General features: G+C 57.6%; 14 protein-coding genes. 7 read left to right on the forward strand and 7 right to left on the reverse strand.

Features of this window, described 5'->3' with window-relative positions; genetic code table 11:
* Positions 1 to 19: 19 nt before the first annotated feature.
* Genes FOV68_RS07475 through FOV68_RS07485 form a run of 3 tightly spaced genes read right to left on the reverse strand, consistent with a single transcriptional unit; the run spans position 20 to position 2,987 of the window.
* Entirely contained in the window at positions 20 to 985 is a 966-nt protein-coding gene (locus FOV68_RS07475) for a lysylphosphatidylglycerol synthase domain-containing protein (RefSeq protein ID WP_115758772.1), read from the reverse strand.
* Complete coding sequence (gene clsB / locus FOV68_RS07480) at positions 985 to 2,229, reverse strand: cardiolipin synthase ClsB (RefSeq protein ID WP_031594394.1); 1,245 nt, start codon at positions 2,227 to 2,229, stop codon at positions 985 to 987. The genes FOV68_RS07475 and clsB overlap by 1 nt, the downstream gene beginning before the upstream one ends.
* Positions 2,226 to 2,987 carry an endonuclease/exonuclease/phosphatase family protein gene (locus tag FOV68_RS07485; RefSeq protein ID WP_143990558.1) on the reverse strand — a complete coding sequence of 254 codons (762 nt, stop codon included), beginning with the start codon at positions 2,985 to 2,987 and terminating at the stop codon, positions 2,226 to 2,228. Before FOV68_RS07485 ends, clsB begins: the two co-directional genes overlap by 4 nt.
* 179 nt (positions 2,988 to 3,166) lie before the next feature.
* Between FOV68_RS07485 and FOV68_RS07490 the strand changes: the two genes are divergently transcribed.
* The 4 genes from FOV68_RS07490 to FOV68_RS07505 all read left to right on the forward strand — a co-directional run bounded on the left by FOV68_RS07490 (position 3,167) and on the right by FOV68_RS07505 (position 7,367).
* On the forward strand, positions 3,167 to 3,559 hold the full coding sequence (locus tag FOV68_RS07490; protein ID WP_031594396.1) for a YbhQ family protein: 393 nt from the start codon (positions 3,167 to 3,169) through the stop codon (positions 3,557 to 3,559).
* Between the two features lie 217 nt (positions 3,560 to 3,776).
* Positions 3,777 to 5,156, forward strand: a complete 1,380-nt coding sequence (gene rhlE / locus FOV68_RS07495; RefSeq protein WP_022626008.1) for an ATP-dependent RNA helicase RhlE — start codon at positions 3,777 to 3,779, stop codon at positions 5,154 to 5,156.
* A gap of 2 nt (positions 5,157 to 5,158) precedes the next feature.
* Positions 5,159 to 6,109 carry a tRNA dihydrouridine(16) synthase DusC gene (dusC, locus tag FOV68_RS07500; protein WP_033771193.1) on the forward strand — a complete coding sequence of 317 codons (951 nt, stop codon included), beginning with the start codon at positions 5,159 to 5,161 and terminating at the stop codon, positions 6,107 to 6,109.
* Between the two features lie 70 nt (positions 6,110 to 6,179).
* Entirely contained in the window at positions 6,180 to 7,367 is a 1,188-nt protein-coding gene (locus tag FOV68_RS07505; protein ID WP_010260279.1) for an MFS transporter, read from the forward strand.
* Between the two features lie 22 nt (positions 7,368 to 7,389).
* On the opposite strand, the gene FOV68_RS07510 is transcribed toward FOV68_RS07505, so the two are convergent.
* The 4 genes from FOV68_RS07510 to FOV68_RS07525 form a co-directional block, all read right to left on the reverse strand.
* A complete protein-coding gene (locus FOV68_RS07510; protein WP_039387694.1) occupies positions 7,390 to 8,991 on the reverse strand; it encodes an inorganic phosphate transporter in 1,602 nt (533 codons plus the stop codon).
* Positions 8,992 to 9,178: 187 nt separating this feature from the next.
* Positions 9,179 to 10,300 (reverse strand): L,D-transpeptidase family protein, encoded by a 1,122-nt coding sequence (locus tag FOV68_RS07515; RefSeq protein ID WP_143990559.1) that lies wholly within the window; start codon positions 10,298 to 10,300, stop codon positions 9,179 to 9,181.
* 214 nt (positions 10,301 to 10,514) lie between these two features.
* Positions 10,515 to 12,329, reverse strand: a complete 1,815-nt coding sequence (locus FOV68_RS07520) for a glycoside hydrolase family 15 protein (RefSeq protein WP_052270826.1) — start codon at positions 12,327 to 12,329, stop codon at positions 10,515 to 10,517.
* A 231-nt stretch (positions 12,330 to 12,560) separates the two neighbouring features.
* Entirely contained in the window at positions 12,561 to 13,142 is a 582-nt protein-coding gene (locus FOV68_RS07525) for a DedA family protein (RefSeq protein WP_143990560.1), read from the reverse strand.
* A 204-nt stretch (positions 13,143 to 13,346) separates the two neighbouring features.
* On the opposite strand from FOV68_RS07525, the gene FOV68_RS07530 reads away from it, so the two are divergent.
* The 3 genes from FOV68_RS07530 (at position 13,347) to FOV68_RS07540 (ending at position 17,734) form a co-directional block, all read left to right on the forward strand.
* Complete coding sequence (locus tag FOV68_RS07530; RefSeq protein WP_010260296.1) at positions 13,347 to 13,934, forward strand: Yip1 family protein; 588 nt, start codon at positions 13,347 to 13,349, stop codon at positions 13,932 to 13,934.
* A 178-nt stretch (positions 13,935 to 14,112) separates the two neighbouring features.
* Positions 14,113 to 15,060 carry a D-alanyl-D-alanine endopeptidase gene (gene pbpG / locus FOV68_RS07535; protein ID WP_010669685.1) on the forward strand — a complete coding sequence of 316 codons (948 nt, stop codon included), beginning with the start codon at positions 14,113 to 14,115 and terminating at the stop codon, positions 15,058 to 15,060.
* 226 nt (positions 15,061 to 15,286) lie between these two features.
* Positions 15,287 to 17,734 carry a DUF3772 domain-containing protein gene (locus tag FOV68_RS07540; RefSeq protein WP_143990561.1) on the forward strand — a complete coding sequence of 816 codons (2,448 nt, stop codon included), beginning with the start codon at positions 15,287 to 15,289 and terminating at the stop codon, positions 17,732 to 17,734.
* Positions 17,735 to 17,742: the final 8 nt, after the last annotated feature.

The following is a 17,742-nucleotide window of genomic DNA, read 5'->3' on the forward strand; positions in this document are numbered from 1 at the left end:
CTGCGCCTCCCCTTTTTTATTACGACTTCTGCAACTTCTGCTCATTCTTCTGGCGCAGATGTTTCGCCCGACTCTCCAGCCCCAGATAGAGTACCAGCGCTAGCAGCAGCGGCAGGATAAAGTAGAGCACGCGATAAGCCAGCAGCGCCGCAATGATAGTGCCATGCGAGGCGTGCTGACCGCTAAGCAGCGCCAGGAAGACCGCTTCCAGTACGCCTATGCCCGCCGGAATATGAATGATTACCCCGGCAATACTGCTGATCAGCAGCACGCCCAGCACCATCGGATAACCGACGTCTCGTCCCAGCAGCAGCCAGATAATCGTCCCCATCACCATCCAGTTGGCACAGGAAACCGCAAACTGCAGCAGCGCCATGCGCAGCGAGGGCAACTGCAGCGTCTGGCCTTTGATCGTCCAGCGCCGCTGCTTTGAAAAGGCACAGGCCCAGAGGTAGACCGCCACCAGCACCAGCAGAGCGCCACCAATCAGCCGCAGGGTGGTTTCACCAATAAACCAGCCGCTGGGGATCGAGACCATGCCCGCACTGAATACCACGCCCGCCAGCAGAATATAGCCCAGCCAGTTAGTGGCGATGCTCAGAGAGAAGATGCGGGTAATGGTGCCGCTATCCAGCCCTAACCGTGAATAGAGCCGGTAGCGCATCGCGACGCCACCTACCCAGGTGCTCAGCGTCAGGTTGAAGGCGTAACAGATAAACGACACCAGCATCACCTGCCGCTTCGCCAGCTTATGGCCGCAGTAGGCGCGTCCAATCAGGTCATAGCAGCCATACACCAGGTAACTCAGCACCACCAGTCCGGCGGCGGTCAGTACCACAAAGCGGTTGTAGTTAACGATGACGTCATAAACATCTTCCCAGTTCACTTTGCGGGCATAGACCACCAGCAGAACCACCACCGCGATGAAAAAGAGCACGGTGAGGATTTTTTTCGCCAGTTGCCAGCGTGGATGTTTTTTTGCCATCAGGATTTTGCTCCCGGGTTATCAGTTTCAACGCGATCCTGCGTCTCCATTTCAGGCTGTACCGGCTCACCCACCTGGGCCAGCAGCGGCGTATGCGCCGGCAGCCAGCCAGCGATGGCCGGGAAATGGCGCAGGAAGTGGAATACCACCACGCTTTTACTCAGTTGCCACCAGTTGCGCGGCGGTAAGCGATCTTCCTGCACGCGCTGGCAATCGTTGGCCAGCAGCGCTTCCAGGTTATCACGCAGCGTCTGGTTAAACGGCCTGTCGTGGATGATCAGATTGGCTTCAAGGTTAAGTGACAGGCTAAGCGGATCGAGATTGCTGGAGCCGACGGTGGCCCAGTAGTCGTCTTTTACCGCGATCTTGCCGTGCAGCGGGCGACGGATATATTCGTAGACTTCGACGCCGCCATCGACCAGATAGTTATAGAGCAGTTCCGCGCCGACTTTCACAATCGGCATATCCGGCTCGCCCTGCACAATCAGTCGCACCCGGACGCCACGCTGCGCGGCGTTGCGCATCTCACGCAGCAGCCGGTAGCCGGGGAAGAAGTAGGCGTTGGCGATAATCACATCCCGCTTCGCCTCGCGCAGCATCTCCAGGTAGTGGACTTCGATGTCGTCGCGATGCTCGTCGTTATCGCGATAAACATAGAGCACCTGAGCATCGCCGGGCGTGGCGTTCACCGCCGGACGATGAGAGCGCGATCCCCACCAGCGGCGGGTATTCTGTTCGCTGCCAATCGCCTGTTGCAGATAGCGGGCGATGTCATCCACCACCGGGCCTTTGACCTGCACCGCATAATCCTGTTTGGCTTCCGGGCCATAATCGGTGTTGTGCTCGGCCGAGAAGTTAATGCCGCCCACAAAGGCCACCACGTCATCCACCACCACGGTTTTGCGGTGCAGACGGCGGAAAACGTTGGTGCGCATCCCCATCACCAGCGGACGCGGATCGTAATAGATGAAACGCACGCCAGCGCTGGTCAGGCTGTTAACAAATTTGTCAGAGAGTTCGGCAGAGCCATAACCATCGACCATCACTTCGACCCGCACGCCGCGCTGGGCGGCCGCCAGCAGTTCGCGGTGCAGGGCGTTGCCCACGTCATCCTCAAACAGAATAAAGGTTTCGATTAATACCGTACGTTCCGCCCGCTGGATCGCGCCAAAGACCCGCGGGAAAAACGCTTCGCCATTTTCCAGCAACAGCAGCCGGTTGCCTTCCTGCCAGCTAAAATTCATAGGTGAATCTCCACCGCCAGCGGCGCATGGTCGGAAAGATGGGACCAGGGCTTGCGCGGCAGCGCCCACGGATGACTGACGGTGGCGTTGCGGACATAGATGCGGTCGAGCCGCAGGATCGGGAAGCGCGCCGGGAAGGTGCGCGCCGGGCGTCCGGTTTTCATGCTGAATACCTCTTTCAGGCCTGCGCCATGTTTCAGGATAGCGTTAGCGCGTCGCTGCCAGTCGTTGAAATCGCCCGCCACCACCACCGGCGCGTCGGGCGGCAGTGAGTTAACCATTTCACATATTTTCTTCATCTGCGCGTGACGATGCGCCTCTTTCAGGCCCAGATGAACACAGATGACATGCAGCGTGCCGTGCGGCTTGGGCAGGGCGATCTGGCAGTGCAGCATGCCGCGGTTTTCACTGCCCGCCACCGAGATATCCCGATTCTCATAGTCGGCGATCGGGAAGCGAGACAGCACCGCATTGCCGTGATGCCCCTCCGGATAGACCGCATTACGCCCATAGGCGAAATCGTTCCATATGGTGTCGGCCAGAAACTCATAATGAGGAGACTCGGGCCACTCCTCATGGTTAAGGGAGTGGATGGCATGCGTGCCCATCACCTCCTGCAGAAAGACCACATCCGCCTCCGTCGCGCGAACGGCGTCGCGTAATTCGGGCAGGATGAAGCGGCGATTGAAAGGGGCGAAACCCTTGTGTGTATTGATCGTCAGGACTTTTATTGAAAATCCTTGCTTGTTTTGTGGCATACTCGCGACGCACTCCTTTTCATCATCAATAGAATCAAAGTGTAGTCTTTGTCACAAATGGGTGGTGAAAGAGGGCGAAAATTAGGGCGTTATCCGAAAATTGTTTTACATTGAGGAAATCGTTTCCGGCTTGTGCCGGTAGCACTTGGGCGACCTGTTGGGTCTGCCAGGAGAACTGAATGAAATGGTCTAATCGTATTCAAATCATCACGGGTCAGACGTTGTTGCATATTGCTATGCATCTGCTGGTCATCGCTGCACTGATCTGGGGCTGGAAACACAAAGCGCTCGTTGATGTCTGCAGCACGCTGGTGGCGATGTACGCACTGGTTTTTGTTGCCATGCTGGTGACACAGCGCATTGCCCGTTTACGTACTCTCGGCGATTATCTTGAAGAAGCGACCACCACTTACTACTTTGGCGCCGCCATGATGACACTGTTCCTGGTGTCGCGGATTTACCACAACAACCTGCTGCTGGCGTGTCTCGGCGTAGTGATGTTGCTGGGTCCGGCGCTGGTCTCGCTGCTGGCGAAAGAGCCACCGCGACGAATCGAAAACAAACGTAGTTAAGTTGAAGGCCACCGGAAGGTGGCCTTCCTGTTTTCAGGCGGTTAAGTTGTATCAGGAAATGTGAGCTATCTCGCACACTGCTCTTAAAGCTGTTACACTCGCCCGCTTACGCATCGTAGTTTGCGCCCTTTTCACGCGTCAGCCCTGGCTGGCGTCACTATCCCTCTGAAAACTACACCGTGAATCACGGTCAGAGCGGACCGGAGTAAATCACTTAATGTCTTTTGACTCTCTCGGCCTGAGTGCCGATATTTTGCGCGCGGTCGCCGAACAAGGCTACAGCGAACCCACACCTATCCAGCGCCAGGCGATTCCTGTTGTGCTGGCAGGCCGCGATCTGCTGGCGAGCGCCCAGACCGGCACCGGCAAAACAGCCGGCTTTACCTTACCGATGTTACAAAAACTCTCTGCCACTGCCACGCCCATCCGCGGTCGTCGCCCGGTGCGCGCCCTGATCCTGACCCCAACCCGTGAACTCGCGGCGCAGGTCGGCGAAAACGTCAGCGACTACAGCAAATATCTCTCGCTGCGTTCTATGGTGGTGTTTGGTGGCGTCAGCATCAATCCACAGATGGTCAAACTGCGTGGCGGCGTCGATATCCTGGTGGCAACGCCTGGACGCCTGCTGGATCTGGCACAACAGAATGCGGTTGACCTGTCACAGGTCGAAATTCTGGTGCTGGATGAAGCGGACCGTATGCTGGATATGGGCTTTATCCACGACATCCGTCGCGTACTGGCGCGTCTGCCGGCTAAACGTCAGAACCTGCTGTTCTCTGCCACCTTCTCTGATGAGATCAAAGGCCTGGCTGAGAAACTGCTGACCAACCCGGAAATGATTGAAGTGGCTCGCCGCAACACCGCCTCCGAGCAGGTCGCGCAGCAGGTGGCTTTCGTTGATAAGAAGCGTAAGCGTGAATTGTTGTCTCAGCTGATTGGCGAAGGCAACTGGCAGCAGGTGCTGGTCTTCACCCGGACCAAACACGGCGCGAACCACCTTGCCGAGCAGCTGGGCAAAGATGGCATCTCCGCCGCCGCGATCCACGGCAACAAAAGCCAGGGAGCACGTACCCGCGCACTGGCCGACTTCAAATCAGGCGGTATTCGCGTCCTGGTTGCCACCGATATCGCGGCCCGTGGCCTGGATATCGAAGAGCTGCCACACGTCGTGAACTATGAGCTGCCTAACGTCGCCGAAGATTACGTTCACCGTATTGGCCGTACCGGCCGTGCGGCGGCGACCGGTGTCGCACTGTCACTGGTCTGCGTCGATGAGCATAAACTGCTGCGTGATATCGAACGTCTGCTGAAGCGTGAAATCCCGCGTCTGGCCGTTGAGGGTTATGAACCCGATCCGAGCATCAAAGCGGAGCCGATCATCAACGGTCGTCAGCAGCAGTCTCGCGGCGGTGCAGGTGGCGGTGGCGGCGGCCGTGGTCGCAGCCAGGGCGGACAGGGTGCAGGCGCATCGCGCTCATCTTCATCCGGCGAAAAGCGTCCTCAGGCGCGTCGTCAGAGCCAGGCCGCTCCTCAGGGCGATAGGCCCGCAGCCCGTCCGCGTCGTCCGGCAGCAGCGAAGCGTACCGGAAACGTCTGAGTATGAGGGTTTTACTGGCACCGATGGAGGGCGTGCTGGATTCACTGGTGCGCCAGCTGTTATCGGAAGTGAACGACTACGATCTCTGCATTACTGAGTTTTTGCGCGTGGTCGATCAACTGCTGCCGGTAAAATCTTTCTACCGTCTCTGCCCCGAACTTCATAACGCCAGCCGCACGCCTTCCGGCACGCGGGTGCGTATGCAGCTGCTGGGGCAGCATCCCGAATGGTTAGCCGAGAACGCCGCACGTGCGGTGGAACTGGGCTCATGGGGTGTGGATCTCAACTGTGGTTGTCCTTCTAAACTGGTCAACGGCAGCGGAGGCGGCGCAACTCTTCTTAAAGATCCCGATCTGATCTATCGCGGCGCGAAAGCGATGCGTGAAGCGGTGCCTGCAGATTTGCCGGTGACGGTGAAAGTGCGGCTCGGCTGGGACTCCAGCGCCCGCAGTCTGGAGATTGCCGATGCGGTGCAACAGGCCGGTGCCAGCGAACTGGTGGTGCATGGGCGGACCAAAGAAGAGGGCTATCGCGCAGAGGCGATCAACTGGCAGGCGATTGGCGATATTCGTCAGCGGCTGCGCATTCCGGTGATTGCCAATGGCGAAATATGGGACTGGCAAAGCGCGCAACACTGTATGGCGGTAACCGGCTGCGATGCGGTGATGATTGGCCGTGGCGCACTGAACATCCCCAACCTGAGCCGGGTAGTGAAATATAACGAGCCGCCGATGGCCTGGCCTGATGTGGTGCGGTTATTACAGAAATACAGCCGGCTGGAAAAGCAGGGCGATACCGGCCTCTACCACGTGGCGCGTATCAAACAGTGGCTCGGTTATCTGCGCAAAGCTTATGGCGAAGCCGATGGCTTATTCAGCGAAATCCGTGCGTTAAAATCGTCGGGCGACATTGCACAGGCGATTGATCGTCACGCGCATGTTCATGGTTTGTGATAAAAAATCAGGCGACCCTTTAGCGGCCTGACGGTATAGTGGGGAAAATTTTCTGGACCCCTTGCCTGCTATGTCTGACTCTGCTGTGTTGAGCAACAGCCAGCTCAACAAACGAATCCTCTCCGTTATTATCTTCACTTTCTTCTGCTATCTCTCTGTCGGCCTGCCGCTGGCCGTGCTGCCAGGCTTCGTCAAAAATCATCTTGGCTTCAGCTCGTTTATCGCCGGACTGATTATCAGCATTCAATATTTTGCGACGCTGCTCAGCCGTCCGCAGTCGGGCCGTCTGGCCGATCGCCTTGGGCCAAAGCGGGTGGTGATGCTGGGACTGCTCTGTTGCGGCATGAGCGGGGTACTGACTATTGTGGCTGCACTGCTGAGCGGCTGGCCGTGGCTGAGTCTGGCGCTGCTGGCCATCGGACGGCTGTTTCTCGGCGTGGGTGAAAGCTTCAGCAGTACCGGGTCAACCCTGTGGGGTATGAACATCGTCGGGCCGATGCAGACCGCGCGCGTGATCTCCTGGAACGGTGTTGCGACCTATCTGGCAATGGCCGTTGGTGCACCGCTGGGCGTGTTGCTGAACAGTGAATTTGGTATGAGTGGATTTGCCGGGCTGATTGCGCTGATGGGCGTGGCGGGCTATCTGATGGCCAGCCGCAAACCGGCGGTGACGGTCAGTGTGGGCGAGCGCATTCCGTTTCACCGCGTCTTTTCGCGCGTCTGGCTTTATGGCCTGGCGCTGGGCTTCGGCACCATCGGTTTTGGCGTTATCGCCACCTTTATCACCCTCTATTTTGCCAGCCGTGACTGGCAGGGCGCGGCCTATGCGCTGACGCTGTTCAGCCTGGGTTTTGTGCTGGTGCGTCTGGGGTTTGGTCGCTTTATTACCCGTTTCGGCGGGCTGCGCGTGTCGCTCTTCTCTTTCCTGCTGGAGTGCCTGGGACTGCTGATTATCTGGCAGGCGGACAGCGCCTGGCTGGTAGGGGCGGGCGCATTCCTTACCGGCAGCGGATTTTCGCTGGTCTTTCCGGCGCTGGGCGTTGAGGCGGTTAAACGGGTTGAGCGCCAGGATCAGGGCTCTGCACTGGGCACCTATTCCGCTTTTCTCGATCTGGGCCTGGGTTTAACCGGCCCGGTGGCGGGATTGCTTATCGGACACTGGGGGATGCAGTCAGTCTATCTGGCAGCGGCGTTGATGGTGCTGGGGGCGCTGCTGATTACCCTGCGGCTATACTGGCAGCAGCGGCTTATCGCCTGAACTGACGATAAGCTGCAGACCGTTAAAAATGGCTGAACACCCAGTAAAGCAGGGCAGAGAGCAGAATAGATACCGGCAGCGTTAAAATCCAGGCGACGGCCAGGTTACGCAGCGTCGAGAGCTGCAAGCCGGAACGGTTCGCCGCCATAGTGCCCGCCACGCCGGATGAGAGCACGTGGGTGGTAGAAACCGGTAAACCGAAACCGTCTGCCGCGCCAATGGTCATCATCGCCACCAGTTCGGCGCTGGCGCCCTGGGCATAGCTCAGATGGGTTTTACCGATCCGTTCTCCCACTGTGACTACAATCCGGCGCCAGCCGACCATGGTGCCCAGTCCCAGCGCAATCGCCACCACCACTTTCACCCACATCGGAATAAAGCGGGTGGCGCTGTCGAGTTCCGTTTTCACTGCCTTGAGGTTGCGTTCCGTCTCCTGCGGCAGTCTGACCTCGGCGCTCTGCAGATGCTTGATCGATTCTGACGCCAGATACATCTGGTTGCGGGTATTGGTCACCGCCTGAGCTGGAATGTTTTCCATTGAACCGTAACGACGAATCTCATCGCCGACTTCGCGCAGCGTCATCGCCAGCGCGGGCAGCACGTCGGGATTCATGCTGTTGCTGCCAACAAAGCCGGTCAGTACCTCACGGGCCGGTGGAGGATTGGCTGACGCGGGCTGCAGTTGCAGCAGCTGATGGGCGGTCACTTCGTTCAGCGCCGCGACGCGCGGGATCTGATCGGGTGGCAGCGATCGGTTCAGGGCGTAGGCGATCGGCATGGTGCCCACCAGGATCAGCATAATCAGCCCCATCCCTTTCTGACCATCGTTGGAGCCGTGCGCAAACGACACGCCGGTACAGGTCAGGATCAGCAGGCCCCGGATCCAGACCGGTGGCGGCTGATTGCTTTCCGGCGCCTGATAAAGCTGGCGATTGCGGATAAACAGTTTCATCACCCACAGCAGCAGCCCGGCGCAGACAAAGCCGACCACCGGCGACAGCAGCAGTGCATAGCCGACCTTCAAGGCCTGATCCCAGTCAACCCCGCTCAGACCGCTGCGTCCGTGCAGCATCGCATTGGCAACGCCGACGCCGATGATTGAGCCGATCAGCGTATGGGACGACGACGACGGCAGCCCTAAATACCAGGTGCCCAGGTTCCAGATAATCGCTGAGAAGAGCAGCGCATAGACCATGGCAAACCCGCTGCCGCTGCTGGCCTGCAGGATCAACTCCACCGGCAGCAGTGAGATAATGCCAAACGCCACCACGCCGCTGGAGAGCAGCACACCCAGAAAGTTACAGAAACCGGACCAGACCACCGCGACGCCGGGCGTCAGCGAATGGGTGTAGATCACGGTCGCCACGGCATTGGCGGTATCGTGAAAGCCATTCACAAACTCAAAGCCGAGCGCAATCAGCAATGCCAGCCCCAGCAGAAAGAACGGCAGATAGCTGGTGACCGGCATATTGGTCTCTTCAACATCGCTGACCAGATTGAGGCCAGCGAACGCCAGTCCGGCAACCAGCAGAATAAAGAACAGCGGTTTACTGAAACGGCTATTTTTGCCGTTGAAATCGGGGCGACCTCGGGCTGATGAGGAGGAGAGACTGTTTTCGCTCATGGTGTACCTCTGGTAGCTGATGCCGGCTGCTGATTTGCACCGGGTCAACGCAGTGTGATACGCGCTTTATATGACAGATTAATGATCGTCGGACGGGGCATTCTGAGCGGAGTGCGCGGGAAAACGCGGAAACGCAGGCAATAAAAAAGCCAGCGACAGGCGCTGGCTTCTGAAAGCAGGGCGGCAATTACGAGTTGGTATTGGCCGCGGCTGCAGGTGCTGCTGGTGTTACCGGAGCGGCCGGAGCGGCTGGCTCAGTGGCCGGCTGCTGTGGCTGCGCGGCATCACTGTTTGCACCCTGAGAGGTGACCGGCGTCATTGGCTCTTCCTGTGGCACAGCCTGCGGGTTTTCCGGCATCGGAACTGGCGCAGTCTGGATGTTGTTCTCCACGCCGTTCACTTTTACTGGCATACCGGTACGGCCCTGAATCGCGCCATTAACCTGATCCTGATTGACGCTGGCATCAACCAGAACTTTGCTCACCGCCTGATTCAGCGTAATCGGCACCAGCTCACGCGAGTTGAACTGCTCTTCGGTGGTCGACAGCGGGTTATGCACTTCTACATAACGTGAACCGTCTGGCTCCACGGTCGCTTTTACCGGCTGATCAACGAACTGTACGCGCGTACCGACCGGCACGTTCTGATACAGCCATTTGATATCGTCAGCGCGCAGACGCACACAACCATGGCTCACGCGCAGGCCGATACCGAAGTTGGCGTTGGTGCCGTGAATCGCATAGAGGCGACCGATATAGAGCGCATACAGGCCCATCGGGTTATCCGGGCCTGGCGGGAAGACAGCTGGCAGGGTTTCACCGCGCGCCGCGTAATCCGCATGCATGCCTTTGGTTGGCGTCCAGGTCGGGCCATCTTTTTTACGTTCTACCGCTGTGGTCCAGTTAATCGGGGTATCTTTACCCAGCTCACCGATACCAATAGGCAACACCACCACGGTTTTGCTGCCTTTCGGATAGTAGTAAAGACGCATCTCCGCGCTGTTAATCACAATGCCTTCACGCGGTGCGTCCGGCAGGATCAGCTGCTGTGGGATGATCATTTTGCTGCCAGCCTTAGGCAGATAAACGTCAACGCCCGGATTGGCTTCCAGCATATTGCTGAGGCCCATCTGGTACTGCGCCGCAAAAGCTTCCAGCGGCAGTTTGCTGTCTTCAGGGACAGTAATTTCGATATTTTCGCCGATCAGACGGCTGTTGGCCGGCGGTAACGGGTAAACCACAGCAAAGGCTGACTGGCTGAAGGCCGCCAGAGCCAGTGCGATTGAAGCGAAAGCGCGAATGATTTTCATATTTTACAATTCTTTATCGCCATATTTCAGGCTGTTCAGTGTGTCGAATTCATGCTGGCCACTGTGACCTGCTGCGCATTATATGTTCATTAATCTGACGTTGTGAATCGGGATTTTAACCTGCCTGCAATACTTTACGTAAATTCACCGCGGATGTTAGCGCATTTCCGGAAAGCAGGGCGCTAAAAATGGGGCTTTCCGGGGTTATCCCTGACTAAGGTTGCCACTGCGTTTGTTCGCCGCTGAGTTTGCGGTTCAGGAAAAAGGCGGCACTGATTAACGCCAGATGGGTCAGCGCCTGCGGCGTGTTGCCCAGCGCATGGCCGTGGCTGTCAAACTCCTCCGCGTAGAGGCCCAGTGGATTGGCGTAGCTCAGCAACTTTTCAAATTCAAAATGCGCTTCCTGAATCCGGCCCGCGCGCGCCAGACACTCGACATACCAGAAGGAGCAGGCTCCGAAGGACCCTTCTGAGCCTTTCAGGCCATCGGCGGGCGTCTCATGCGTATTGTAACGGCGCACCATACCGTCGCTGACCAGATTAGTTTTGATCGCATCCAGCGTGGCAATCCAGTCCGGGTCGGTGGCTCCCACAAAACGCACCAGCGGCATCAGCAGCATTGAGGCGTCGAGATGTTCGCCATGACGGGTCGAAGAGAAGTGACCCCGCTCACTGTTCCAGAAGTTAGCCCAGATATCCTCGCGGATCTCCCGGCGCGCCCGATCCCAGCGTTCATAAGGCATCGGCAGCGATCGCTTCATGCCCAGACGCAGCGCGCGATCCATCGCCACCCAGCACATCAGACGTGAATGCAGGAAATGTTCCGGTTCACCGCGCATCTCCCAGATACCGGCATCGGGCTGATCCCAGTTCTCACACAGCCAGTCGATCATTTTGACGACATGTTCCCAGCCGCGCTGGGAGATCGCCTCACCATATTTATTGGCCAGATAGACCGCATCCATCAGCTCGCCATAGATGTCGAGCTGGGTCTGCTGCCAGGCGTCATTGCCGATGCGCACCGGACGGGAGTCGGCATAGCCGGAGAGATTCAGCAGCTCCATCTCGTGCAGTTCGGTGCCGCTGTCCAGCCGGTACATGACCTGCAGGCGCATCTCATCGTGATGGCTGTTTTCAACGCAGCGACCAACCCAGTGGGTAAAGTGTTTGGCTTCATCGATATAGCCCAGACGCATCAGGGCATACATGCTGAACGAGGCGTCACGGATCCAGGAGGCGCGATAGTCCCAGTTGCGTTCACCGCCCAGCTCTTCGGGCAGGCCAAAGGTCGCTGCTGCCGCAATAGAGCCGTGCTGATGTGAAGTCAGCAGTTTGAGGACCAGCGCCGAACGCTGCACCATTTCGCGCCAGCGTCCCTGATAGTTACTGTGGGCGCTCCAGCGTCGCCAGTAGTTCAGCGTCTCTTCAAAGCAATGTTCGGTGGTCAGGGCTTCGATATGCGCATCATCCACGCTGCCAAATTCAAACTGCGCATGTTCACCGGGTTGTAACGTGAAGAGGGCGGTCGCGCTCTCATCCTCCAGCGTCATCACCACGCTGGCGGCGAGGCGTAGGGACGGCTGGCCTTCGGCATGAAAATCGATACAGCCGTTGTGCGCCTCTGCGCGGGTCTGCGCCCGGGCGTAGTCGTGACGCGGTGAACAGCGCAGGCTAAAGGTCGCGCTGCCGCGTACCATTTTGACCCGCCGGATCAGACGCGGCAGCTTGTCCTTGTCATCACAAATCGGCATGTAGTCGGTGATCTCCGCTACGCCTTCATCATCCAGCCAGCGGGTCTGCAGGATGTTGGTATCGGGCAGGTAGAGCTGCTGACGTCGCGCATTTGGCCAGTCAGGGGCCAGGGAGAAAAGCCCGGCATCATCGCTGTCGAGCAGGGCGGCAAAGACCGACGGGCTGTCGAGTTCCGGCCAGCAGAGATAATCAATGGTGCCATCATTCGCGACCAGCGCGCAGGTGCGCAAATCTCCGATCACGCCATGGTCTTCAATCTTACGTTTTACCTTACTCATCCTCATCTCCCTGTCAGTGTCCATCCTAACTATAGCTGAGCCATCTGATGCGGCTTCGTTTGGGCACAGATGGTTAACGTATGGTTGAATGAGGCAGGGAAGGGGTGAGGGCGGGTGAGACATGGGAAATCGCCAGCAGGGTCGCCTGGCGCTGCTCAGCGTCGGCGACCTGTGCCACCGGTCAGCTCTCTCTTATAGCCGGTGGCGTCTGCTGGCGAATCCGTGGTTCATTTATTCCTGGTCGGCACGACGGTTGTGCCAGCGGCGGATCACCCAGCGCAGCGCAAAGGCGAATACCACTGCGCCGACCAGCCACAGCAGATGCTTCAGATGCTGGTCGAGTTTATGAAGCCACGGCGCGATGATGCCGCCCGCGAAATAACCCAGCGTGACAAAAATCAGCGCCCAGATGGCTGCCCCGATGACGTTAAGAATAAAAAAATTCATCGGATTGAGGCGGCTGGCCCCGATGATGATTGGGCCAATCAGTCGAAAGCCATACATAAAGCGCACGCCAATCACAAACAGGCTGGGACGGCGTTTAATCAGGCGGTTCGCCTTGACCACTTTATCCTGATGCTTTTTAAAGCGGCGCAGGATCTGCGTGCCCCAGCGGCGACCGACCCAGTAGAGCAGTTGATCGCCGACAATACCACCACCCATGGCGGCCAGCACCACCCCCATGTAATGCAGCAGCCCCTCATGCGCGGCGACGCCGCCCAGCAACGTAAATGTTTCCCCCTCGGCGATACAGCCAATAAAAAGTGCCAGATAACCGTACTGCGTAATTAATGCATTGATATCCAGATGCAAAATGACCCTCCCTGTTCAGTGACTGTTTCTTCAAGTCTATACGCGATTTGGCTTCGCTTCCGCCCGTGCCTCATGGGTCCGTTTATTTATGCTGTTTTTTTGTCCGATCACCACGAAAGTTTCGCTGCCGTTTATACTTGAGAGGACGCTGCCCCAAAGACGGATGCATCATCGGGCGGCCCACTGCATCAGAGGAGTGAATCTATGAATCATGTCTGGGGTCTGCTGGCGCATCCGAATCAGGAAATGCGTCATATCAAGCAAGAGAATGAGAGCGTATCGCACCATTACACCCACCATGTTCTGCTGATGGCGGCGATTCCGGTGATCTGCGCCTTTATTGGCACAACTCAGCTGGGCTGGAATCTGGGCGAGGGGCAATATGTGCAACTCAACCTGTTAACCGGGATTGGGCTTGGCATTCTGTTCTATCTGATTATTCTGGGTGGCGTCGCGGTAATGGGACGCGTGATTCACTGGATGGCACGTGATTATCCGCAGCGCCCTGGCGTACAGCGTTGTACGGTGTTTGCGGGCTATGTGGCCACGCCGCTGTTTCTCAGCGGGCTGGTGGCGCTCTATCCGCTAGTCTGGCTCTGCGTGCTGGCAGGCGCGCTGGCGCTGCTCTACACCGGTTATCTGCTCTATATCGGCATTCCACTGTTTCTTAATATCGACCGTGAAGAGAGTCTGCGCTTTTCCGGTTCAACGCTGGCCATCGGCGTGCTGGTATTTGAAGTGTTACTGGCATTAACCGTGGTGCTGTGGGGATATGGACCGCATCTGTTCTGACCGACCGCTGCCGCCGCTCTGGCGGCAGTTCTCTTTTTACGCCCGGAAACACTCTCACCAGGAAATTTCTTAACCTTACGGGTATGATATCGCCGCCAGCCCGCGCTCCGACCTCACTGAAGCGGGCGGCCTGTGTCGGTCTGACACAGTACATATTCATAACCGGGTTTTTTCTACGATGCCTGCAAAAATTCGTTCCACCCTGCTTTCGCTGGCGCTGCTCGTTTCAGGGCAGATTGTTTCACTTCCGGCGCAGGCAACGACGTCGCTGTCGCAACTGGCGCCTATTGCTCAGCCGCAGATCGCCTCTGGCAGTGCGATGATTGTCGATCTCACGACCAATAAAGTGCTGTTTTCCAGCCACCCTGATCGGGTCAGGCCCATTGCCTCCATCACCAAGCTGATGACTGCTATGGTGGTGCTGGATGCGCATCTGCCGATGAACGAGATGATAACTGTCGATGTCAGCCAGACGCCGGAAATGCGGGGTGTCTTCTCACGCGTTAAGCTCAACAGCCAGATTAGCCGCCGGAATATGCTGCTGCTGGCGCTGATGTCCTCGGAAAACCGCGCCGCCGCCAGCCTGGCTCATGCTTATCCGGGCGGCTATAACGCTTTTATCCGGGCGATGAACGCGAAAGCGCGGTCACTGGGCATGAAACAGACCCGCTACGTGGAGCCAACCGGCCTGTCGACGCAAAACGTCTCCAGCGCGCAGGATCTGGTTAAATTACTAAAAGCAACGCGGGAATATCCGCTGCTTGGCGCGCTCAGCACCACTAAAGAGGAGACGGCGGTGTTTGCCCATCCGAGCTATGCGCTGCCGTTCCGCAACACCAACCATCTGGTCTATAAAGATGACTGGCACATTCAGCTGACTAAAACCGGTTACACCGATGAGGCGGGCCACTGCCTGGTGATGCGCACCATGATTAATAATCGTCCGGTGGCGCTGGTGGTGCTGGATGCCTTTGGCAAATATACCCACTTCGCCGACGCTAACCGTCTGCGCAGCTGGATTGAGACCGGTAAAGCGGCGCCGGTGCCGGCCGCCGCGCTGGCGTATAAAAAACAGAAATCGGGCCAGGTTGCCAGTAATGGGGCCAGCAGCGCCGACGTTGAGTAGAAAACAGCCGGTGTTACGCGCTGCGGACACTGGCATTACCTGCAGGCTGAGCGGGTATCCGGGATGATGCAGGCAGAGGCGTACAACGATTTTCACGCCTCTGTCTGCACCGAATTAGCCCGAAAAATGCCCGTTATTCCTATATTGCCATCCCTTGCAAAGCCCTACACTACGCGCGACTGGCGAGGGACGATCGCCTGATTTAAGCTGCCGGAATCTTACTCATATGTTTAAGCTACGATCCTTTTTTGCATTGTTAATGCTGGCGCTGGTGGCATTTGCCCCGGCGCTGACGCTGGCCGCGGATGATAAAGCCACTGCTGCTCAGGAACAGGATGCTCCACCGAAGCTGAATGCTGCGGTTGAACTGCCGAAAATGCAGAAGATCCTCGATAAAATCAAAAGTCAGGTCTCCGTTGATGCTGGCGAAAACAAGCTCACTCAGCTGAATGAAATGGCGCTTGAGCTCTCAGGCAGTGCCGACACGCTGGGCCAGGCGCTGCTCCCCGATCGCCAGCAACTGGACGCTCAGTTGCAGGTTCTGGGGCCGGCACCTAAAGCCGACAGCGGCGTAAAAGAGACGTCGGAAGTGACGCGCAAGCGTAACGCGCTGGAGAGTCAGAAAAGCAAACTCGACGATCAGATCAAACAGGCCGAAGGCATTAAAAATGGCGCGCTGATGCTCTCCTCGCAGATTGTTAACCTGCGCCGCGATCAGCTGAAAAGCCAGCTGGCGCTAAACTCCGGCACCATTCTGGGGCCGCGCTTCTGGTCACCGCTGCTCAATAGTCAGGATCTGGATGGCGAGAAAATCGGTGAATTCCTGCAGGAGTTGCAGGACACCGCGGCACTCTCATGGGAGCCGGGCTGGCGCGTGGGCAGTGTCTTCTGGCTGCTGGCTGCCATGCTGGTGATGACGGCTGGCCGTCGATACAGCGAAGAGTTTCTGGCCTGGATCAGCATTCACAAACTGCCGGAAGGGAAGCTGCGCCGCAGTTTCCTGGCGGCAGCGATAGCCCTGACCACCCTGGTGGCCGTCGTCCTCACCTTTAACTTTATCGCCCTGGCCTTTACCCGCCGTGATGAGGTTTCTGAAAACGTTCAGGACTTTGTGGATCAACTGGTTCGGCTCAGTGTCTTTTGTGGCCTGATTGCCGGACTGGGACGCGCTTTCCTCTCTACCCGTCGCCCCAGCTGGCGTTTACCGACCATCTCCAATGAAGTGGCGATGGCGTTAAAACCGTTTCCACCGATTACCGCCGTGCTGGTCTTTATCTTCCAGACGGTCGAGGCGTTTAACTACAGCGTCGGCACCAGCCTGAATACCACTATTTTTGCCAACGGGCTGACGGCACTGCTGATTGGTACTACCGCGCTGGCGATCAGCATGCGCACCAACCGGGTTCGTCGCCGTATGACCCAGGCGGGCACACCACCGGAGGCCCGTTCCACGCTGGTCGGATTGATCCAGATGGGCCTGACGCTGACCGGCATCGCCATTCTGGTGTCGCTGCTCATCGGTTACGTCACGCTGGCGCGCTTCCTGAGTTATGAAGTGATCTGGTGCGGCCTGCTGTTTGGTTCGTTCTACTTCCTCAGTCATCTGCTCAACGATGGCTGTGAGAGCCTGTTCTCGACCAGTAACGCAACCGGTCGCCGCATTCAGAGTTCGCTTAACATCAATGAGCGTCATCTGCAGCAAACGGCTACGCTGCTGACGGCCATCGGTAAAACCTTCCTGGTGCTGGTTGTGGCGCTGGCGCTGGTTAACGGGACCTTTGCCTCTTCAACGCCGATTGAGCTGCTGCAAAAAGTGATTGAGTTCTGGGGCGGTAAAGGACTTGAATCCCTGAATATCGTACCGGCGCATATGGTGAATGCGATTATCTGCCTGATCGTCGGCATCTATGTGCTGCGAACGGTGCGCCGCTGGCTCGATACTGATTTTCTGCCGAAAACCACCATGGATGTGGGCATGCGGGTGTCGCTGGTGACGCTGTTCAGCAACATCGGTTATGTACTGGTCATCCTGCTGACGTTGTCGATCATGGGTCTGCAGTGGAATAAGCTGGCCTGGATCGTCAGTGCCTTGTCGGTTGGTATCGGTTTTGGCTTACAGGAGATTGTGAAGAACTTTATTTCGGGGCTGATTCTGTTGACCGAGCGGCCAGTGAAAGTTGGCGATCTTGTTAGCATCAGCGGTATCGAAGGGGATATCCGCCGGATTAACGTGCGCGCCACCGAGATCCAGCTGGGCGATAAATCCACGGTGATTGTGCCGAACTCGCAGTTTATCTCGCAGAACGTGCGAAATGCCACCATGGGTAATGCGCAGGGGGTGGTCACGATTACGCTGACTTTCCCGCTCGACATCGATCCGGTGAAAGTGCGCGATATCCTGCTGGAGGTCTACAACGAAAATGAACGCATTCTGGAGACGCCAGAGCCATCCGTTTCGTTTAAAGATCTGACTCAACAGGGAATTATACTGAGCGTCACCGGTAACGTGGCGGGGCAGCGCCAGATCGCAGGGGCGAAGAGCGACCTGCTGTTCGATATTCTGACGCGTCTGCGTAAAGAGGGCATTCTGCTTTCCACACCGCAGACCATGATTATCGAGCGCCGTCAGCAGATGGCGGGTGCGGAGCCGGTCCCCGAAGAGAAGCTGGTTTAGGTGTGTAA

Source organism: Pantoea sp. paga, from assembly GCF_007558755.1.
GTDB lineage: Bacteria > Pseudomonadota > Gammaproteobacteria > Enterobacterales > Enterobacteriaceae > Pantoea > Pantoea agglomerans.